This is a genomic window from Sphingopyxis sp. CR5 (assembly GCF_059693785.1).
Genome location: NZ_JCATIE010000012.1, coordinates 125102 through 143215 on the forward strand (window position 1 = coordinate 125102; position 18114 = coordinate 143215).

General features: G+C 59.4%; 13 protein-coding genes and 1 pseudogene. 6 read left to right on the forward strand and 8 right to left on the reverse strand.

The window, feature by feature from the left end; all coding sequences use genetic code 11:
• Positions 1 to 13: 13 nt before the first annotated feature.
• Together AC58D2_RS17505 and AC58D2_RS17510 are read right to left on the reverse strand one after the other, a co-directional pair.
• Positions 14 to 1741, reverse strand: a complete 1728-nt coding sequence (locus tag AC58D2_RS17505; protein ID WP_119083578.1) for a cation:proton antiporter domain-containing protein — start codon at positions 1739 to 1741, stop codon at positions 14 to 16.
• Between the two features lie 227 nt (positions 1742 to 1968).
• The gene (locus tag AC58D2_RS17510; RefSeq protein ID WP_066850754.1) at positions 1969 to 2655 is read right to left on the reverse strand and encodes a DUF6629 family protein; all 687 of its coding nucleotides are present in this window, start codon (positions 2653 to 2655) and stop codon (positions 1969 to 1971) included.
• Between the two features lie 305 nt (positions 2656 to 2960).
• Between AC58D2_RS17510 and AC58D2_RS17515 the strand changes: the two genes are divergently transcribed.
• Positions 2961 to 4577 (forward strand): L-lactate permease, encoded by a 1617-nt coding sequence (locus tag AC58D2_RS17515; RefSeq protein WP_231958713.1) that lies wholly within the window; start codon positions 2961 to 2963, stop codon positions 4575 to 4577.
• 155 nt (positions 4578 to 4732) lie between these two features.
• On the opposite strand, the gene AC58D2_RS17520 is transcribed toward AC58D2_RS17515, so the two are convergent.
• From AC58D2_RS17520 to AC58D2_RS17530, 3 genes are all read right to left on the reverse strand, one after another.
• Positions 4733 to 5500: a lysophospholipid acyltransferase family protein gene (locus tag AC58D2_RS17520; RefSeq protein WP_119083577.1), complete on the reverse strand. Its 768-nt coding sequence runs from the start codon at positions 5498 to 5500 to the stop codon at positions 4733 to 4735.
• Between the two features lie 253 nt (positions 5501 to 5753).
• Positions 5754 to 6515, reverse strand: coding sequence for an HAD-IIB family hydrolase (locus AC58D2_RS17525; protein ID WP_447953463.1), 762 nt, complete (start codon positions 6513 to 6515; stop codon positions 5754 to 5756).
• A 106-nt stretch (positions 6516 to 6621) separates the two neighbouring features.
• A complete protein-coding gene (locus tag AC58D2_RS17530) occupies positions 6622 to 7974 on the reverse strand; it encodes a glycosyltransferase family 4 protein (RefSeq protein ID WP_497392375.1) in 1353 nt (450 codons plus the stop codon).
• Positions 7975 to 8390: 416 nt separating this feature from the next.
• On the opposite strand from AC58D2_RS17530, the gene cls reads away from it, so the two are divergent.
• The 4 genes from cls (at position 8391) to AC58D2_RS17550 (ending at position 14044) form a co-directional block, all read left to right on the forward strand.
• Positions 8391 to 9821, forward strand: coding sequence for a cardiolipin synthase (gene cls / locus AC58D2_RS17535; RefSeq protein ID WP_494227724.1), 1431 nt, complete (start codon positions 8391 to 8393; stop codon positions 9819 to 9821).
• A gap of 449 nt (positions 9822 to 10270) precedes the next feature.
• Positions 10271 to 11599, forward strand: a complete 1329-nt coding sequence (locus tag AC58D2_RS17540; RefSeq protein ID WP_497392376.1) for a class I SAM-dependent methyltransferase — start codon at positions 10271 to 10273, stop codon at positions 11597 to 11599.
• Positions 11596 to 12933, forward strand: coding sequence for a glycoside hydrolase family 130 protein (locus tag AC58D2_RS17545; RefSeq protein WP_497392377.1), 1338 nt, complete (start codon positions 11596 to 11598; stop codon positions 12931 to 12933). Before AC58D2_RS17540 ends, AC58D2_RS17545 begins: the two co-directional genes overlap by 4 nt.
• A gap of 160 nt (positions 12934 to 13093) precedes the next feature.
• Positions 13094 to 14044, forward strand: coding sequence for an EamA family transporter (locus AC58D2_RS17550; RefSeq protein ID WP_494227808.1), 951 nt, complete (start codon positions 13094 to 13096; stop codon positions 14042 to 14044).
• Between the two features lie 51 nt (positions 14045 to 14095).
• Here AC58D2_RS17550 and AC58D2_RS17555 read toward each other — a convergent pair whose 3' ends face one another.
• The 3 genes from AC58D2_RS17555 to AC58D2_RS17565 form a co-directional block, all read right to left on the reverse strand.
• Complete coding sequence (locus AC58D2_RS17555; protein ID WP_494227809.1) at positions 14096 to 14935, reverse strand: class I mannose-6-phosphate isomerase; 840 nt, start codon at positions 14933 to 14935, stop codon at positions 14096 to 14098.
• A gap of 87 nt (positions 14936 to 15022) precedes the next feature.
• The gene (locus tag AC58D2_RS17560) at positions 15023 to 15862 is read right to left on the reverse strand and encodes a universal stress protein (protein WP_497392378.1); all 840 of its coding nucleotides are present in this window, start codon (positions 15860 to 15862) and stop codon (positions 15023 to 15025) included.
• Between the two features lie 298 nt (positions 15863 to 16160).
• Positions 16161 to 17429: a hypothetical protein gene (locus AC58D2_RS17565; RefSeq protein ID WP_119083570.1), complete on the reverse strand. Its 1269-nt coding sequence runs from the start codon at positions 17427 to 17429 to the stop codon at positions 16161 to 16163.
• 330 nt (positions 17430 to 17759) lie between these two features.
• Between AC58D2_RS17565 and AC58D2_RS17570 the strand changes: the two are divergent.
• Positions 17760 to 18038, forward strand: a pseudogene (locus AC58D2_RS17570) (hypothetical protein); the annotation flags it as partial.
• Between the last annotated feature and the right edge of the window lie 76 nt (positions 18039 to 18114).

Sequence of the window (18114 nt, forward strand, 5' to 3'; positions counted from 1 at the left end):
GCTCGGGATCGGTTCAAACGGTGCGCGCCGCGAACAGATCGTTGCGGCGCTCATTGACGATGGCACGTGCAGCTTCCTCGGGGAAGCCGATGCCGGTCAGGAGTTCTTCGCACAATTGCAGACTAGCCTCAACGGTGTCGGGTACCGTCCCCGATGCACCGAGTGCTTGCAGCCGGCGTGCATGCTCCGCATCTCGGGCTCTTGCGTAAATGGGCACATGCGGCCAGAGCTGGTGAACCGCGCCGACAACATGCTCGGCACTCCCGGGCGCATCCATAGTGGTCACGAACGCCGCAGCGCGCTCGATACCAAGATGCGGAAGAAGATCCGGCTGACTTGCATCGCCAAAGACAACCGGCATTCCCTTCGCACGCTGACGTGCGATGACTTCGGCATCGGTATCGAGCGCGACATAACTGATGCGCTGAGCGTCTAGCAGATCAGCCAGAAGATGCCCAACCCGGCCGAAGCCGCCGATAATCACATGGGCTTCCCCTGTAATCCCGAGGTCGGCAGGTACGAGGGTGCCATTCTCCCGCTTCTCTAAAAATCGGCCCAGCAGGCGGCCGGCGGCGGAAAGGGCCGGGGTGAGAAACATCGTCAAGATAACCACCATAAGCATGAACTGACCGACAGTTGGGTCCAGCACGCCGACCGCAAGCCCGGCAGCGAGGATGACGAATGCAAATTCGCCGCCTTGGCAGAGCAGGACCGCAGTCTCCGCAGCGACGGCTGTGGGCTGCCGGAACGCTTTCGAAACCACGAACAGGGTCCCAGCTTTGAGTGCGACGAGGCCAATCACTGAAAGTACGACCCAGCCTAGCAACTGCCAGACGGCACTCACGTCAAGGCTCATGCCGACGGACATGAAGAAGAGGCCCAGGAGTAGGCCCTTGAAGGGCTCGATATCACTGGCCACCTGGTGGCGGTACTCGGTGTCTGCGAACAGCAGCCCAGCAAGAAATGCGCCGAGGGCCATCGAAAGGCCCGCCTGTGCCGTGAGTGCAGCGGTTCCAAGCACAATCAGCAGGACGGCGGCCATAAACACTTCGCGGCTGCCGCTGCCGCCGACGAACCGCAACAGCGGCCGTATAGCAATGCGTCCGACGGCCAGAATGGCGGCGATAATGATAGCAGCCTGAAGGATCGCCCGTGTAGCGGCTCCGGCCAGCGACTCGCTACCTTCTGCGCCAGCCACGCCTACGAGAAAGAGGACGGGGACGACGGCGAGGTCTTGAAACAGGAGGATACCGAACGCTGTGCGCCCGAACCGGGTGCCAAGACGCCCTGTCTCAGTCAAACTCTGCATGACGAGCGCGGTGGATGATAATGCCAGACAGAGCCCTAAAATCGCGGATGCGATCATGGAGTTGCCGAAGGCGTAGGCGATCGCCCCGATGATGGCAGCGGATGCGCAGACTTGCCCGGTGCCAAGACCGAAAACGATCCGTCGCATCCCCCACAATTGCCTCGTCGAGAGTTCAAGGCCGATCATGAACAGCAGAAAGATTATGCCGAGCTCAGCGACGCGACGGACACCGTCGACATCCGCGATAACCACATAGGCGAGCAGTGGCACATCCACGACAATGCGGTTGAGACCGTGCGGGCCAATCAAAAGGCCGGCAAATAGAAATCCGAGGACAGAGCTGATGCCGAGTTTACGGACGGTCGGGATCACCAATCCGGCAGCCGCGAGGAAAACAAAAATTTCCCTCAAGTGGGGAATTTCGTGATCCAACAGTTAAGCCTTTCGAATAGCTGTCATTGCAGCGAGCTGCTCGCACGCTGCCGATCTGCGACCCGGTAACGGTCGTCTCGCTTGTAAATGGGAGTTCGGGATACCCGGACGATAAGGGTCAAGGAACATCAGGAATTTTGAGGTGCGTCATCCCGCATCGCTTTGCCTCCCTCCTCCACCAACAGGAAGACTGTAAACTTTCCCCGATCCAGCGCCACGCCATTCCGTCACTCGGCGAGGAAGCGCTCGGATTTTGCTGTGTCCATTCGCGCGCCGGAGGCGAGCGCCGGCGAACGCCGTAAGAAGAACATCAGAACCATCACGCTCATGATCGCTGCAAAGAAACACCAGACCGATATGAACCAGGTTAGGTAAAAGATGCCGGCAAGAAGAAACGACACGATCGCTGCGATGCCAAACCATCGCACCCAGCGGTGGCTCGACAGAAGAGGGCTTATGCAGGTTCCCAAAATATACAGAGCCATGACGATTTTAACGTAGAAGTGGGGTGATACGTAGTCGATATGTCCCTCGGCAGCTGTAGCCACAATCGGAAGCCGGATGAGGAAATAGAGCAGATAAAGACCCACTGCTGTTCCTCCCGCAACCGCTACCAGCAGCGCCTTGCGGCGCCATTTCACAGGTTCGAGAAAATAGACGGCGAGCGGGACAAAGATTGGCCAGAGTACGTGTGAAAATATCGAATAGGCGTAAGTCAGCACGGTACTGAGAAGCTGCGTCTTGTCAGGGAATGTCAGCCAAAGCGCGCCCTCGATCAATTGCTGAACGCCAAACAGGAGCGGTATCGCTGCATATGGCCGCTCGGCAGGGTTTCGCGCAAGGCGTATGCTGAATGCACCGGTAACCAGCAACGCTGCTCCGGCGGTGAAACTAGCTGTGGCCGAAAAGCACATATTTGACCTTACCCCCGCAAATTCACGCGCTCATTCTCAATCGACCCTCGCACATTCGGCGGGGACCCGTCTCTATCGACACATGCTTGGGAACTTCCAAAGATGCCACACTAAAGTGCGTGCCGCGCGCAGACAAAGATCCCAAACATAAGGCAACCTTGCGTGATCGCGAAGACTGATGTCACGGATAAGGGGACCCACGAGCTCGCGGTTCCAGTGTAATACGTATCCGTACCAAGCGTCTCAATGGGCGCCGGAGGTGCAACGCCCGACAGCAGGGGAGTGCTGGCCCGATCACAATAGCCTTGATCCTTGCCGCGCTTGCGCCGCTCATTGCGGTCCTCGGACTGCTGGTCATGCTTCGTTTGCCTGCCGCCGTGGCGATGCCTATCAGCCTTCTCGTTACCGCCCTTGTGAGCGTCGTCATCTGGCGTGTGCCGGTAATCCAGGTTCTTGCTGCCGCCGCCGAGGGGACGGTGATCGCGGCATCGATCGTCTGGATAGTCTTCGGGGCGATTTTCCTGCTCAAGGTTCTCACGGCAGGCGGAGCCATGACCGTCATCCGGGACGGGTTCACCCGCATTGCCCCTGACCCCCGCGCGCAGATTATAGTCATCGCCTGGCTTTTCGGGGCCTTCCTCGAAGGTGCTGCTGGTTTCGGAACCCCGGCCGCGATCACCGCACCCTTGCTTGTCGCTCTGCGCTTCAGGCCAATGGCAGCCGTGGTGCTTGCGCTGATTGCCGACAGCAGCCCTGTTTCCTTCGGCGCGATCGGCACGCCCGTCGCAATAGGCCTCGCGCAGGGTCTGGAGGAAGACGGACAGGTCGATGCGGCAATCGCGGCCGACGGTGACCAAAGTTTGGAAACCATGCTCGAAGCAGTCGCGGTTCAGGCAGCGATGATAGATCTTTTTGTCGGCAGCCTCATCCCTCTCATCATGATCCTGATCTTCACGCGTTTCTTCGATGTGCGTCAAAGTTGGAAGGCCGGTCTCGCGGCGTGGAAATTCGCCTTGGCGGCCGGCTTTGCCTACACGCTGCCCGCACTTGGCGTGGCGGCAATGCTCGGGCCCGAGCTGCCCGCGCTCATCGGCGCTCTTTGTGGTCTAGCGATCATCGTTCCGATTGCCCGGAAGGGATGGCTTTTGCCGGATGGAGGGCTGAGACCAACTTTAGAGCACGGCGCCCTCGTCGCCTCCCCGATGTCACTCAAGCGTGCCTGGTCACCCTATTTGCTTCTCGCGGTGATGCTTGTCGTTACGCGGATCGAAATCCTGCCGTTCAAGAGTTGGTTGAACAAGGTTTCCATTCAATGGAACGGCATCTTCGGGACAGAGATCAGTGTCTCGGTCGCGCCATTCTACCTGCCAGGCGCCATGTTTGTTGTCATCGCCGTGCTGACGCTTCGCATGCACCGGATGAACCTTGCCCAGGTCCGAACTTCGCTCAATGAGGCTGCCCGAATCGTCGGAACGAGTGCGATGGCACTGGGCGCAGCGGTGCCGATGGTACGCATTTTTATCCAGTCAGGCGTGAACGACGCTGGTCTTCGCAGCATGCCGATGGAGCTTGCCAGCTTTGCCGCTGGCGGTGTCGGGACGAAATGGCCGCTGGTCGCTCCGTTGCTTGGCGCTCTTGGCAGTTTTCTTTCAGGTAGCGCCACATTCAGCAATATGACATTTGCTCTTTTGCAGACGCAGGCCGCTGAGCAGGTCGGCATGCCAACAGTACTGGTGCTCGCCGGACAAATGCTCGGTGCGAATGCCGGCAACATGGTATCTGTGCTGAACGTGGTAGCCGCAGCCGCGGTGGTTGGTCTGATCAGGGAGGAAGGAAGGATCATTCGTTTCACCTTCCTGCCGATGCTCATCTACGCGCTGGCCTCGGGCACGATCATCTTTGCGCTCATGCTGGCGTCGTGACAATGGATCGCGGGCTCCGGCAGTTCGATCACTGTCGCACGGCGCGGGGCTAAATCATGCCGAGGCCACGAACATTATCCGGTAAAAGTGGCCAATAAACTTGCCGCCACTTCACCTAACTCTGAGCCGCTAAATTGGGTAGCGGCATTTTCTTGCTAACCGGCGAGACGGGCGACCTCATCCGCCAACATTCGCTGCGATTGCTGGAAGAACTCCCGAGCGTCCAGGCCTGGCGGAATCGGAGGTAGAAGCGAAACTGTAATGACGCCGGACCGCAGGACAGATCCGGCCGGCCAGAAGCGCCCGGAATCGTGAGCGAAAACAAGCGCGGGCAGGCCAAGCGTACGATACAACAGTTCCACGCCGCGTTTGAAAATGATTGGCGATCCGACCGGTTGGCGTGTGCCTTCTGGGAAAATCAACAGTGATCGGCCGTCGGAAAGAGCATCCCGGCACGCTGTCACCATGCTTCGCACCGAGCCGGTGGTGTCGCCTCGATCGATGATGACCATGGGAGAATATCGAAGATACCAACCCAGAACGGGTATTTTGAGAAGTTCCTGCTTCGCGACTATGGCCAGATCGGGAAATAACACGAGTGCCGCAATCGTTTCCCATGGCGACTGATGATTTCCCAGAATCAAGGCTGGTCTGAGAGGAACATGGCAATCGCCGTGTACGCGATGTATTATACCGGTCCACGCGGCAAGGAGTGACAAGGTCCCTCGCGCCCAGAGCCGCGTAATTCTGCGCACAACTCGCGGAGGTCTTCCGCTGAGCCAGAGAACAGGAATCAGAGGCGCGAAGCTTAGAGTCCAGAGAACCCAGGAAGCTTTGAAAAGCCATGTTCTCAGCGTGAGAATGTGGAAATGCCTTCCATTTTCGTGCCGCGCGGACCCATGCCGAGGGTTCAGATGGGCCATCAAAAGAGACGCGTGCAGGGCACAGGAATTACACAAGCACCTGTTGCACGGCGCGCGGACCTGGCTCGTGGTGCGCGGGCGCGGTTCGAAATCTTCGATGGTGATGATGGCGCACTGGGATTGGCCAACTTGCCGTGTCGACGAGCTGGGTGAAACTTCATGGAAGCTGGAAAGGACGACAAAAGCCGACCTTCCCGAGCGCGTTGCGATATCCGGGCGGCCGGAGATCGGCTTGCTGGGAGGTTTCCGAGCTTCAGAAATGTGTGGAAAGCGGCGGGCCGCAGGCTATGATCGTCCTTATTGCGGCTTTGGTCTCACCGATAAGGGCAACCGGCACAGTTGCGATTCCCGCAGCTCTGACAGGCGCATCATTGCCGCCTGCAAACACTGCATCCCCAAAGAACATCATCTCATCCTTGCGAATGCTGACCACCTCGGCAAAGCGCGCAAGCCCGTAGGCCTTGTCGACGCCGCGCCGTGTAATATCGAGCGAAGTCGCTCCACCGATACGAATCGAAAAGGCTGGCAACTTTGGCTCGAGGAAAGCTTTGAGCCGCTGACGTTTGCGAAGATCGGGATCCCAGCTTCGTTTTTGGTCGAGTGGCGCCTGCTGGCCGAGACCGGAAAAGGTGATCTGCGTACCTCGATCCTCGATCCGATCGCCCCAGCTCTGCCCGGCATCCAATCCGATCGCCGCGATTGCCTGTTGCAGCGCTGCGTAGATCGCGCTGCGCTCAGTTTCAGTCAGTTCATCGGCATAGATTTGCCGCCAGCGGCGCTCATATTGGAAAAACTTGCTTCCGGAAGTGGGCAAGAGAAAGAGCCGGGACAAATCAGCGACATCGGGCAGCCGTCCGAGCAGCTGCTTGTCGAATTGGGGCCAGTCCCCGCCTGAGATGACCGCAACCGCCATATGATCGAGCAGGCTGGCCAGAAGGCCACCCATTTCGGCATCAATCGGCTGCTTGCTTTCAGCCAGTGTTCCGTCGAGGTCAAATATGGCGATCGATTTCATGGACGCTCTTTCAAATCCGAATTCAGATTGGGATAGCCACCGAAAACGAGATGCGCGCGCGCTGGGGTCGCGTTTGGCGCAGATCCGGCGATCTCCAATTCAGCCCTCACACTCGCCCATTCACGACAAGCCGTGGCGCATCTGCGTGCAGGGGATCACTGGAGCCGGCCTGCGAAAAGGATGTCTGTGGTTGGGCCTCAAAGTGGGGTTCCGCTTGTTGTAGCGGGATGGGCCGGTTCGCAACATCGCCAATTATCATGGCATAACGTTGCGCCACCGCCGACCAGGTCATTGTGCGGCCGAGCGCAAAGGCGCGTGCCTCGGTCTGGCGCCGCAAGCTGAAGTCCGACAGGAGGCGGCCGACGGCACCGGCCATCGCCTGCGGGTCGCTGAACGGCACCAGCATGCCGCGGCCGTCCGCCAGCAACTCCTGCGCATGCCAATAGGGAGTCGAGACGACCGGCTTTCCCAGGCCAACGGCATAGGCAAGCGTGCCAGAGCAAATCTGCGCCTCGTTAAGATAGGGCGTGACATAGATATCGCAGGCTGCGAGCAGCTGCAGCAGATCGGGCAGATCGACATAGCGATCGACAAAATGGAGATGGCTGGCAACGCCGAGCTCGTCCGCCAGTTGGCGAAGACTGTCGCGATAGCGCTCCCCCTCGCTCGCGCGCAGGTGCGGGTGGGTTGCGCCGACGACCGCATAGAGAAGATCGGGATTGGTCCGGACCAGTTGCGGCAGCGCGGCGATCATCGTCTCGATCCCCTTCCCAGGTGAAAGCAGGCCGAACGTCATGGCAACCGAGCGCCCGCCGAAGCCAAGTGTGTGCTTCGCGTGCTCTGAATCGGACAGAGCAAGGTCGGGAATACCATGCGGCACAACAGCAATCCGGTCTGTCGGTGCAGCATAGATTTGTTCCACCATCTCACGGCCCTTTTCGGCCATCACGACGAGACGGGCCGAATGCCTAATCAGTTCGGCCATGACCCGTCGCTGATCGTCATCGGGCCTGCGCAGAACTGTATGCAAGATGGTGATCAGAGGTTTGCGAAGCTTGCGCAGGAAGTCCGTGAGATAGGTTCCCGCCGGACCGCCATAGAGCCCGAATTCGTGCTGCAGGAGAACGGCATCGACAAGCGATGAGTTCAGATACTCGGCGGTGTCGATATACCTCCGGGCATTTTGCTGTTCAATTTCCAGACTAACTTCCGCAGGGTAATCATACGCTCCAGCTTGATCGGTGACCGCAATCATGTTGCAACCCATTTTGGGAAAACCCTGCACGATCGCGCCGCGCAAATCCTGTGAGAAGGTGGCGATTCCGCATTGTCGGGGCACATAGCTTCCGACCATGGCGATTTGGGGGCTGGCGTTGACGATTTTGGCTTGATGCATGGCGTATTTTTCGCTCGGTCTGTGTGATAAGGGCGGAAAGCCGTTGCCGATGCTGTCGAGCAAGGTTCGTCCTCTGGATATTGGTAAGGACGTTGGGTGCGACTTTTCCTTACAAAAAGCCCGCGCGGGGTGCGCTGCATGGCAAACTGTAAGAAATCGCGCATGGAATCGTCCCTCTGGACGCTTACTAAGCGGTCCCAAATGGGATGCTACTCATCCGGAGTGCGCGTGGCCCGGTAGCGTTGGATCCGAGATGCAAACAACACGGAGCTGCCAATTTCCCCATATACCGAATGCCCGGCACGGGACGCCCCCCACTCCTCCATCCCGTGCATAGGGAAGGGCGGCACGTCGAAATCCTGGCGTGTCGCCCTTTCATCTGTCGGCGTGGCGGGTGCGGCGCCAAGGGGCATTCTCGTTAGCACTGGCAGGTTCTGGAATAGCCGCATCGACCGCACTGATGGTGCGGCCGGCGCGGCATGAACCTGACAGATCCCATTCCGCTCGCTTACCTGGCGCTGGAATGGACGATCCGGCTTGTCATGCTCGTGGTTGTCACCTCACGGCGCTCGCCGGAGGAAGCCCGCACCTGGCTTCTGTTCGCTCTCTTTCTTCCGATCCCGACGTTTATATTCTATCTCATCGCAGGCCAACCAAAGGCGCCGCGCTGGCGTAGGCGGCGGTTCGTCGAGGGGCAAATCCTGCTTGCGCGCGCGGCCCGGCAAATCGCCCATTCGCGCCACTGCCTACAGCCGGCGGTGTCGAGTCACCTGGAATCAGCCACGCGTTTCGTCGAAAGCCTCAGTCGATTTCCGGTGCTGGGCGGAAATGCGATCCATTTTCTACCCGATTACGAAGGCGTAATTGATCGGCTTGTTGAGGATATCGAACAGGCAAGCGATCATGTTCATGTAACGACCTATATTTTTGCGGATGACGCCAGCGGCGAACGGATTATGTCGGCGCTGCTGCATGCCGCGAAGCGCGGGATCGATTGCCGCGTGCTGATCGATGCGATGGGTTCGTTTTCCTGGGCATCGTCCGTTACGCGCAGACTGGAGTCGGGAGGTGTCGCAGTCGCTCGGGCGTTCCCCGTCGCATTTCCAGGTTTGGGCAGGGTACGTGCGGATATTCGCAATCATCGCAAGATGGTCGTGATCGACGGGCAGGTGGGCTATATCGGTTCGCAGAATGTTATCGACAAAAAGGCGTCCTCGGGCCTGATCAACAAGGAACTTGTGCTGCGCGTCGAAGGACCGATTGTGCTCGAACTGCAAGCGGTCTTTACCGCCGACTGGTTTCTCGAACGAGGAGAGGTGCTCGACCGGAGCCAATTTTTCCCACATGGGCGCGCCAAGGGCAAATACGCCGCTCAGCTTCTGGCGAGCGGTCCGGAATATCCCTTGGCGGGCGCAGGTCCGTTAGTGGTTGCCCTGGTTCATGGCGCACGGCGCAGTGTCACTTTGACGACCCCATATTTCATTCCGGATGAATCGCTTCTCCAGGCTCTGAAAACAGCCGCGATGCGCGGGGTCGAAGTCCGGATCATTCTTTCGCATGCTAGCGATTCCTGGCTCGTAGGCTTGGCGCAGCGATCCTATTATGAAGAATTTCTGAGCGCCGGGGTCGCGATCTATCTTTACCGCGAGGGGCTGCTGCATGCCAAACACATCAGTATTGACGACGAGATCGTCCTCATCGGATCGCTCAATCTCGACATGCGCTCCTTTTATCTCAATGCCGAGGCCAGCCTGGTTTGCTACGATCGACAGGTTGCTGTCGATCTCAGGATGGAACAGCAGCGCAATCTGGCCGTTAGCGATACGCTCAGCCTCGAGGCGTGGAGGAGGCGGTCGTTCCTCGCGACTCTGGCGCAGAACATTGCACGGCTCTTCGGCCCGCTCCTTTGAACGCTTCACCACCCCCGCGCGGAGCATTGGCGGAGCTTCCTTGGCAGTGATTGCTCGTAATTAGCCTTGTCGATCAGGGTGCGCGCAGCCAGTATGCGGAGCGCAGAGCTTGTCGCTTACCGAAGTCTGCGAGCGCATCCTGGATCCGGCATGCTTGCCCGGCCTGCCCGTTCTGGGAGGTCGAATATTGCCGACAGCGCCAAACGCTCGCGGGTTGCGCGCCCCTTTCAGCGCGGTCGCCTCGGTGAAGAAAGCGCCCACATCGCACCAATTCTCAAAACCTGAAAATCGCCGCGCACGCGGCGACCGCATTCAATCTGCCATTCCCGGATAATGACTGGCCGTCCAGGCGCACCGGCCTTGAAGCCATACTACCTTGGAGCGATGTCCTGTAATAGATCGCCTTTGGCGGCGTCTTTCGAAAGTCATCCAGCAAGGTGGGAGCCGAAATGCGCAGATCCAAACAAGTCCATGCCGTACTTGGCCGGCGTTTGCTCACGATTCTGGCTCCGTTGCTTCGACGGCTCGTCAAACGGGGCGAACTCGTGCTGATCGACGCCGCAGGCAACCGGATGACTTTCGGCACGCCGCAGGATAGTCCGCGAGTGACCGTACAGCTGCACAGGCTTGACCTTCCGCTGCGCCTGCTCATCAATCCCTCGCTGACGCTTGGCGAAGCCTACATGAAGGGAGAATGGACGATCGAGGAAGGCACGCTGCGCGACTTCCTGTTTGTTGTCTCATCGAACCTGACCGCGCTCGATGAAGCGCCTTTGGCGCGCCTGCGCACGAAGCTGGGGCGTTTGACGCATGTCCTGCGGCCCATCCGCAAGGCCAAGGCCAAAGCGAATGTTGCGCACCATTACGACCTATCGAGCGGGCTCTATGAAATGTTCCTCGACGAGGATTGGCAATATTCCTGCGCCTATTTTGGCGAGGATTGTGACACGCTCGAGGATGCGCAGGCTGCGAAGCGTTCGCACATTGCAAAGAAACTCCTGCTCCAGCCAGGGCACCGGGTTCTCGATATTGGCTGCGGATGGGGCGGACTAGCGATCGAACTGGCACAGAACTGCGATGCGCAGGTGACGGGGATCACCCTCTCGGAGGAACAGCATCGCCGCGCTGGGGACCGCGCCCGCGAGCAGGGCGCCGGTGATCGCGCAGCGTTCAAACTGGCCGACTACCGCGAAATCGACGAGCAATTCGATCGCATTGTGTCGGTGGGAATGTTCGAGCATGTCGGGGCGGCGAGCTTCGGTACCTTTTTCGAGGCGATCAAGCAGAACCTGGCGCCGCGCGGAATAGCCGTCGTACATTCGATCGGCCGCATGGAACCGCCTGGCGGGCGCGACCCGTGGATCGACAAGTACATCTTTCCGGACGGCTATGTTCCCGCCCTGTCGGAAACACTCGCGGCCATCGAGCGCAGCGGCCTTTGGGTGACCGATATCGAAATATTGCGCCTCCATTACGCAGAGACGCTGCGCCACTGGTACGAGAGATTCCAGGAGCGGCGCGCCGCGGCGCACGCACTTTACGACGAACGCTTCTGCCGGATGTGGGAATATTATCTCGCTGCCTGTGAGATGATGTTCCGCAATGGAACCCTGATGGTGTTCCAGGTGCAGCTTGCCAAGGAGCGCGACGCCGTTCCCCTGACGCGCGACTATCTCTATTCCGATCGGCGGAAGGGGCATCCGCACTGGGCGGATGAGGCGCTCAACGAGCGCGTCGAAGCCGAAGCCGTCCCGTTGCGCGTGGGCGAATGCGTATGACGCGCAATCCATCATTAGCGACTGAATCGCGCGGCGCGCAGCTCGGGATCATGAAGCGGCTGCCGGTCGAATTGCATCCCGATGCATCGAGGGTCGTCATTCGGCCGTTCTTCCCGGCTGACGATCCCCTTGCCCTGACCGTGCCGGAACGCTCGCGGCTGCAGCGGATCGCAGACAGGGTGCTCTCGATGGAAAATGCAGCCGTCTCGGCCTACCTTGCGCAGACATTGCTTCCCTTCGAAGACCGCAGCTACTCCGTCGAGAAACTCTTGCTGGCGCGCTTCGAGGAGATCAACGGCCGCATCATCGGGAAATGCTCCGCTACGCGTGAACAGGCGTTGCTCATCGGCGCGTTCTTTCACCAGGAATATTCCTACGAGGCGGCGGCGCTTTTTAATCCGAGTGCCGTCCCGCATCCCGATCAGACGGGTCTGCCGCCAGGCAGCCTACGATTTGTGCTATCGTTGCGCGGCGTGGGGGAGGGGCATATTTCGTCCGTCACGTTCAGGACCGGCAGTTACAATATCAAAACCGGACTCACCATCGATGCGCCAAGCCGCCAGGTCGTCGCGCACCGGCTCGAGCGGGATCCCAATCCATCCGCGAGCGATGGGAGCATCCGGATCGTCTGCAACGAAGGCGATGATCTTTCCGAACGTGTCCTCTTCCCGGTAACGGCGCAGCAACGCAACGGCATCGAAGATCTGCGCCTGGTTCGCTTTGTCGAGGATGATGGCTCATCGCGCTATCTGGGCAGCTATACTGCCTATGACGGCCGGGCCATCGCGCCGGAACTTCTCACAACCGACGATTTCAGAACCTTCGATCTCCACAGAATGGAAGGACCGGGGGCTATCAACAAGGGCCTCGCCTTTTTCCCGAGACGGATAGACGGGAAATACGCACTGCTGTGCCGCCACGACGACGAAAGCATCTGGCTCGCGCTCTCAGACAATCTTCACCATTGGGGCGAAAGCGTCACTGTCGTCTCGCCGCGCTATCCCTGGGAGTTCATCAAGATCGGCAATTGCGGCTCGCCTATCGAACTGGACGAGGGCTGGCTCGTGATCACTCATGGCGTCGGTGCAGTACGAAACTACGCAATTGGTGCGTGCCTGCTCGACAAGAAGGATCCCTCCAGACTTCTGGCGCGCACCCCCGAACCGCTGTTGCGTGCCCAAGCGGACGAACGTTCAGGTTATGTGCCCAATGTCGTTTATAGCTGCGGCAGCCTGGTGCATGACGGGGTGCTTCTTCTTCCCTACGCAATTGCGGATAGTTACACGACATTTGCCACCGTCTCCATCGACCGGCTACTCGCCACTATGGAGTGAAGGCAGGTTTTTCGGAATTGACTGGCGCTGAGCGCAGGACAAGCGGTGGATTCCAGACGATCGAATTTGGGCCGGCATCGTGCTACTGCACCGCGGATGCGGTTTGCGCGTACCCAAAGAGGACCCCGAATGTGGCGGTAGCTCTATATCCTGTGCGGCGATGCAATGCCCTGAACACCGTGCGGTCGATGACGCTTTGATTCCGCCGAGGCTGTCTGCCATTCTCGTGATGGTCCTTTGGACCTCATGCTACCCGCTGATCACGATCGGGCTCGCTTTCGCCCCGCATCTGACCTTCGCAAGTCTTCGCGCCGTTACGGCAGGGTCGGCGCTGCTTCTGGTCGCGCTTTGCCTGCGCAAACCCTTCCCGAAAGACAGGGCGGAGTGGGGGTGGATCGCTCTTGCAGGACTTGGCATGACCGGATTCGGTTACTTCGGGATGTTCCATGCAGCCGAATTTGTCGCTCCCGGCCTGGCAACCGTCGTGGCCAATACCCAACCCATCTTCGCAGCGGTACTCGCCTACGGCCTGATCGGGGAACGCCTTGCGTTGCGCGGATGGACCGGCCTGCTGATCGGCTTTCTAGGCGTCGTTTTCGTCGCCGCCCCCCAGGTCTTTGCCGGCAACGAGCGCTCAACCGGACTTGGCGTGCTGTACGTGCTTCTGGCCGCGCTCGGTGTTGCCGCTGGCAATGTCGCAATCAAGAAACTTGCCAACCGGGTCGACGCGGCGATGGCGATGGGCCTTCAATTGCTTATCGGCGCCATTCCGCTGATGATAATCGCCCTGCTGACCGAACATCCACGTGCTGTCGTCTGGTCGCCGGGCTTCATAGTTTCCCTCGTAAGCCTTGCACTTCCAGGGACAGCACTCGCCTTCTGGCTGTGGCAAACGACTCTGCGCTCGATGCCTCTTTCAAAAGCGAACGTGTTCAGTTTTCTCGTGCCGTTTCTGGGCATTACGATCGGAGCCCTTTTCTTCGCCGAGCCGCTCACTCTCATGGTGATGATCGGCGTGGTCCTCGCCGGCATAGGCGTCTATCTCGGAACGAAAGCCGAGCCCGATAGAGACCCGGTTCGTGATCAGGGTTCCGCATGCCGATCCAAGTGAAGTGGCTGGCAAGATCGGTAATAGGGCTCTGCGCTGCTCAATTCGGCTTATTCAACGTGACGACACCCAGAGGCCCTCAGTCACCTTGCTGCCCGGATAGGCAACGAGCAGTTCGCCATTGTAGTCGAGGGAATGCTGCTCATCGGCCAGCCATGTCTGGCCCGGCTCCACAGGGGCATCACCTATACGTCCGTGTCCTGAAAGCGGTACAATCCATGCCGCTGTGCCGGGCGCGAGTGTACCGGCGCGAGCTCCGCTCCATTGCTCGACCACGAATTTATGCCCGTCGGCGACTATCCGGCGAGCATCGGCAAGAACGTACGGTTGTGTGGGAGCCTGCCAGGGTTCGGGGCGTGCCACGCGCAGCGCTGCTTCCAAATGGAGGGCGCGCGGACGGCCATAATCGTACATCCTGTAGGTGAGATCGACATTTTGCTGGATCTCGATGAGGGTAATTCCCGCACCGATCGCGTGGATGGTTCCTGCGGGCAGATAGTAGACCCCGCCCGGGCTTACCTCGCGCCAATCAAGCATCGTCTCTATGGTTCCATCGAGCGCTGCAAGGCGCAGGGTATCGATGGCGACAGCTGCTTTCAGCCCCAGGCCGATCTGGGCACCCGGCTCAGCCTTCAGGATCACCCAGCACTCGTCTTTGCCTCTCGGATGTCCGAGCGCTCGCGCTACGGCATCGTCTGGATGGACCTGGACAGAGAGCCGCTCGCTCGTGAACAGGTATTTGACAAGAAGGACGCCTGGCCGGTGGTCGGGTTCTTCGAACCAGATTTCACCGATCGGATCGTCGCCCCTTGCTGCCTGCGCAAATCCAAAGCCAGGCTGACGGCGACCCCAGACTTTGGTCACCGCGCGGGGAACGAGCTGGACAAGGGTCATTGCCGACGCCTCCTTTGATTATCCCTTGCTTGAGGGGCTGGTAAGGAGAAACCATGTGCATACCGCGGGGCCCGTACGCCGATCATATCAGTGCGCGAGAATCAGCGGAACGGGGCTCGTCGTGATAAGATCCTGGGTGACGCCGCCCAGAACAGTTTCGCGGAGTCGTGAATGGCCATAGGCACCGAGCACGATATATTCTGCTTCGAGGCTTGCTGCGGCCGCGATGAGCGCATTGGCCACGGTGTCTCCGTCGAGCAGCCAATCATGACTTTCGGCGGTGACTCCATATCGCGTCAGATAATTGCTGACGGCGTCCAAAGAAGGTTTCTTGCCCTTCTCGCTGACACTTACGATATGCAATTTGGGAGCGGCGCGCAGAAGCGAACGGCTCTGCCGGATGGCGTTGGCGGCTTCTGGGGAGCCATTCCAGGCGATCATGGCAGCATTGCTGTTGGTAAAGCGCTGCCCGGCAGTCGGCACGAGTAGTACGGGCGATTGAACATGGAGCGCCACGTCGGCGGCGAGTGGCGCCCTGCGCGGGAGAATCGTTTCCTTCTCTTCGGGTTGGCTTAGAACGATAAGGTCGGCAAACTTCGCGTGTTCGATGATGGTCTGAGCCGCTGATCCCTCGGCGTGAAGCCATTGCCAATCGATTCCCTCCCGTTTGAGCGTATCTTCGATCCGCACCTGTTCAAGTTTCTCGTTTTGGCGAAAAGTCTCGAAGATGCCGGAAGGAACGTATGACCCTCCAAACGGATCGCCGACAAAGAAATACGCATCGAGAGGGCTTGCCTGCAAACAGATCAGCTGCCCGTTGTGGGCGCGAACGACTTCCATGGCAGCAGCTAACCGTGCGGCCTGGCCAGGATCCTGGTTTATGTGGAGCAAAACCGACTTCAACTGATCATCCTGGTCCGGTTGCAATCGAGCGCTTGCGCTGGATCAAAAAGCACTCATTGTTGTCTTTGACGTTTCACTCGATCCGATCTTACACACCGTCCGTGTCGAGCGCTGTGGACCTTCGAGACGCCGCTTTTGACAAGGGCACAGGATCCCTTACCGAGGGCCGAACTCCCACTCATCGCTCGCTGTCGAAATGCCGCTGCCGGGGCCAACACGCGTAGCGAGAGGGCGGGTATGGCCGCTCTACCCATCCGAACAGCCGGAAGCCTTCCCGAGGGAACATCACAACTTGCGAGCACGAAGAGGATTCAGTGAAAATTCAGACTTCCAGGACTGGCGCAAAACCGCCACCCGGTGTGCGCATGTTGGTCGTCTGCCCCCTGTATAGCCGCGCCGCCTTCAACAATACGGAACCAGCGTAGGTATAGAGCCTCACATCGACCTTGAGGTCCACAGCCTCTCCATCATACTTGACCTTGCGAAGACTCGGCGGCGCGTATTGCTGGGCGATATAGTCACCGTCCCGGATCTGTGACCAGACGCTGCGGGTAAGCTTGGCACCGCGATAGGCGGCTTTGCTGCCATATCCCTGCGCCGGCTTGAAGAAGAGATGCCGACGTTCCGCCCAAAGCGACGCGGCGTTATCAGGTGTTACCAGAGTGGTAGCGGGAATAGTCGTCGCAAGAACCTCAGCTTGCTCCCTTGGCAGGCCCCAGTGGGTCAGGAGAGCGCTGTCGCTCAAAAGCGAGAGATTTCGCTTATCGGCCAGCATGGCGTGGACGTATGGGTTGGGCGTGACCACTGCCAGATTATTCAGATAAGCGTCCTTGAGGACGGAATGATTCGGCTCTTCCAAGGTAAAGTCGACGAGACGATTGTACACCAGGTCGATCTTGCAGCCATCCGCAAAAAGTTCACCGCCGGAAGGCTCCAACGCCGTTGGATCAGCGATGACCGCCGAAATTCCCTGACGCTCGAGCGCTGCCTTGGCGAGCAGAAACTCCGGATAGAGATGCTGATCAAGGGGCGCGTCATCGACGATCGCAATGGTCTCGGGTGTCCCAGTGCGGCCCTGGCGTAACCACTCGCTGCGAAACATTCTCGCAATCGCCGGTCCAAAATCCTCCACTGATCCATTCGAGCCATCGGAGCCGAAGCAGCAGGCACGCTGCGCCCTGGCGAGGGCTGCGTTGAGGAACGCGCCCCCGGCATTGGTATTGATCTCGATCAGAACCGGTCCGGATTCGGAAAGATGAAAATCATACCCCATCAGTGCACCGGCAGGTCCCAGATCGGGAGCGGAGCCGGACGGTGCCCACTTCCGCACCGCCTCACCATATTGCGCGAGGGCTGCGGCGGTCTCCACCGCCGTGACGACGCGCGTCATCACCGTCATTGTCTCCGGCGCGATAAACACCGGCGAGTTCGCGAACAGGTGCGGGTGCGAGGTCGCCAACTGCTCCCCGAAACCTTCACGTCCGGTCTGGCTGTTCAATGTGGCCTGAAGCATGTCCCGGTCGAGCGTAATGCAGGAACAGACGGAATTGGCACGTAGTGCCGCCTGGAGCGCTTTGGACTTGTCTTGCATCGGGTCTCCTGGCGGCATCTTGAGGATTATACCCAAGGACGCTGCGGCTACTGGAATATTTCAACAACATTGGGGCGGCTAGGGTCAGGATCTGTAATTTGCGGTAGCTTGGCGGCGTGTCCCTTGAGGGTTTCAAGGATCTGTCCGCACTCGCCGACCGGGCAATTCAGGATGGTGTCGCCGGTTCCGGAGCGGGGCACTGGGACCGTCTGAGTGCCTTCGGCGAACTGGTGGGTCAGGCCGAACCGTTGAGCTTGGTAGGCTTGCCAATGCGAACCCGCCAACACCCTTAGGTTTCGACCGCTTCGGTGAGGCCCGGATGAAGTTGAGTTCCACCCCGCCTCTCACGCTCTGATGCAGATGGGGGTCGAAGAGGGGAGTTTCCGCGGCGGCGTGGACCAGCGTAAAGGCGGGCCAGACCTGCGTGCAGCGCTGCTCTACCTTATGACGCAGGCCGATGCCGGTATTATGCGGCGGTCACCGCCCTTTGCGCGGAGCCGGAAGTGGCTGCGGAATGGGAACCGCGTGTCTCCGCCTCGAAATACGATCAGCGTTTCATTCGTAAGCGTGGTCAGGAAACCGCCATCGATTAGCTGTCGCGGGATTTAGCGTCGGCGTAGGCGGCTTTTCCCTGCGCCCTTCGCTTGGCGAGCTTTGCCATGCGTGCGCTGATCTCGTCGGGGCT